The sequence below is a fragment of the Hyphobacterium vulgare genome (assembly GCF_042643335.1).
GTDB classification, from domain to species: domain Bacteria; phylum Pseudomonadota; class Alphaproteobacteria; order Caulobacterales; family Maricaulaceae; genus Hyphobacterium; species Hyphobacterium vulgare.
On record NZ_JBHRSV010000032.1, the window covers coordinates 1 to 1,968 of the forward strand.

Annotated in this window: 3 protein-coding genes and 1 pseudogene; 2 read left to right on the forward strand and 2 right to left on the reverse strand. The window is 65.8% G+C overall.

From position 1 onward, the window contains the following. Positions 1-155: 155 nt before the first annotated feature. Both ACFOOR_RS15240 and ACFOOR_RS15245 read left to right on the forward strand, forming a co-directional pair. The gene (locus ACFOOR_RS15240; protein WP_343165805.1) at positions 156-722 is read left to right on the forward strand and encodes a hypothetical protein; all 567 of its coding nucleotides are present in this window, start codon (positions 156-158) and stop codon (positions 720-722) included. Between the two features lie 213 nt (positions 723-935). Further along, positions 936-1,268, forward strand: a complete 333-nt coding sequence (locus ACFOOR_RS15245) for a hypothetical protein (protein ID WP_343165806.1) — start codon at positions 936-938, stop codon at positions 1,266-1,268. 4 nt (positions 1,269-1,272) lie between these two features. Here the strand turns inward: ACFOOR_RS15245 and ACFOOR_RS15250 are convergent, their stop codons facing one another. Together ACFOOR_RS15250 and ACFOOR_RS15300 are read right to left on the reverse strand one after the other, a co-directional pair. Then, positions 1,273-1,482, reverse strand: a complete 210-nt coding sequence (locus ACFOOR_RS15250; RefSeq protein WP_343165807.1) for a hypothetical protein — start codon at positions 1,480-1,482, stop codon at positions 1,273-1,275. A gap of 362 nt (positions 1,483-1,844) precedes the next feature. Continuing rightward, positions 1,845-1,968 (reverse strand): annotated as a pseudogene (locus tag ACFOOR_RS15300) (IS30 family transposase); the annotation flags it as partial.

Consider the following 1,968-nt stretch of genomic DNA (forward strand, 5'->3'; position numbering starts at 1 on the left):
ACCCTGGCTCTCCCACGGGCTTGCAAGCCCCAGGGTGGATCGGTCTTCCATCCGCCGCCGCACACGGCATCATGCCACAGGCAGGCAGGACAGAGTTACAAGGGGGAAGCTCGCGCCAATCCCCGCCCCCGTCCGCGCGGCCTAACCTCGCGGGCATGACACGCCCCGATCGAGCCACGCTCCACGCCGCCCTTCGCGCGAAGGGCCATACCCTGTTCACCAGCGCGAAGGGCTATGACCTCAACATCGTCGCGGTGCGATCTCGCGAAACAGAAGCTGGCGCCTTCGACGACTGGCTGACACTGAGCTGGCGGGCGGGGGCGGACTGGCAGTATCTCGCCTTTCCCGTCACCACCGATCCGGGCCAGCATTACCTCGACCACCCGGTCCACCCGAAGGGCACGGCAACGCTGATCCCCGGCCAGTACCGGTCCGCCTACCGCATCGCGAAGCACAAGGGCCGCTATGACGCGCTGTGCCAGCGCCCCGGCTGCGCCATGCCGGTCTGGCGCGGCGGTGTGCGGCATGAGGACGGCACCGGCCTCAACATCCACCGCGCCGCGGCCAGCGGCACGACGCAGACCGTCGGGCGCTGGTCGGCGGGCTGCACCGTCTTCGCCGATGCCGATGACTTTGCCCTCTTCATGAGTGTCTGCCGCATCGCCGCCCGGATCTGGGGCAATGCGTTTTCCTACACGCTGCTGGAGGAAGGGGATTTGTGACGCCACTCCAACATGGGTTTCCCGCGAACGCGGGAACCCGAAACCTTGTGCCAGCTTCAGGTCCCCGTTTACACGGGGACCCCAGGTTTCGAAAGATTCCGGAACCCCCGTCCCCCACGAACGCTTTTCCCCTCAGACACGAAGCCGGGCGCGGCCCGTTTCTTGCCATGTTAGGCTGGTCTGATACCGGGGACTGAAAAGGGGAGCGCTGACATGGGCATGATCTTGGGGCGGGTCACATCGACCTCGCTGACGCTGTTTCTGGCCTTCATCCTGGCCCTGGCGATGCTGGTCTTCCTCGGGCTTTACGCCCCGCACGTGCTCAACTGGGTGCTGAACGGCGCGGAAATGGTCGAGGACTGGCTCACCCATACCGGCCTGCCCAACCAGTACAACAACTGGGTCCGCCTCTTCCTCGGCGACGAACAGCTCACCTTCCTCTTCTTCACCATCATCGCGCGCATCGTCATCGCGATTGTCGGCACGGCGTTCTCCGCCGCGATGTTCCCGGCGAAGAAGCCGGAATACGAGAAGCGCTTCGGCTAGGCTTTCACCCGTCACCCCGGCGGAAGCCGGGGTCCAGCTTCACCGAGGCTCTGGATTCCCGCTGGAGTTTACCCCGGACATTGATCCGGGGCCGGAATGACGACCAGGTCGATGGCCCGAAGATCACGCCGATCCCCTCGCCTGCGGAGAGGGTGAACAGTCCGCCATTCGCGGGCTGCCACGCGGCATGGCCTTCCTTGAAGGCGGCGGTCATCACTGTGCGGGATTTCTCCCCCCGTTTACGGGGGGAGTGCCCCGGACCGGGTCCGGGGCGAGGCGAGGGTAAGGCGGTGCCTTGCTTTCCGCCCTCCCCCTTGAGGGGAGGGCCGGGAGGCTGAGCGATAGCCAGCCGACCGGGGTGGGGGTATCAAGCGCGCCATCACCCCACCCCGCTCCCGTCTTCCTTGCGGAAGCCGCTCGCGTCCCTCCCCCTCAAGGGGAGGGGGAGGCGGTGTGCTGATCACAAACCTGTCTGCCCCGGCCACCGTGCCGGGGCCTACCCACGTCTCCTGGTTACCCGCCTGCTCCGGTAGGTCCCGGAATAAATCCGGGACGGAGGAAACAACAATCACTCCGTCACTCCCGCGAAGGCGGGAGGGTGGATTCTCGTTTGAAGTGCAACAGGTGGTCTGAGAAGGCCTCTGCGGGGGTTCTGTAGTCAAGGCATTTGCGCGGGGTGTTGTTGTAGGCGGCCAGCATG

Excerpts from the sequence above, each read along its gene's own strand:
- ACFOOR_RS15240 (WP_343165805.1), top strand. The coding sequence starts at position 156 with ATGACACGCCCCGATCGAGCCACGCTCCACGCCGCCCTTCGCGCGAAG.
- ACFOOR_RS15245 (WP_343165806.1), top strand. The coding sequence starts at position 936 with ATGGGCATGATCTTGGGGCGGGTCACATCGACCTCGCTGACGCTGTTT.
- ACFOOR_RS15250 (WP_343165807.1), bottom strand. The coding sequence starts at position 1,482 with ATGACCGCCGCCTTCAAGGAAGGCCATGCCGCGTGGCAGCCCGCGAAT.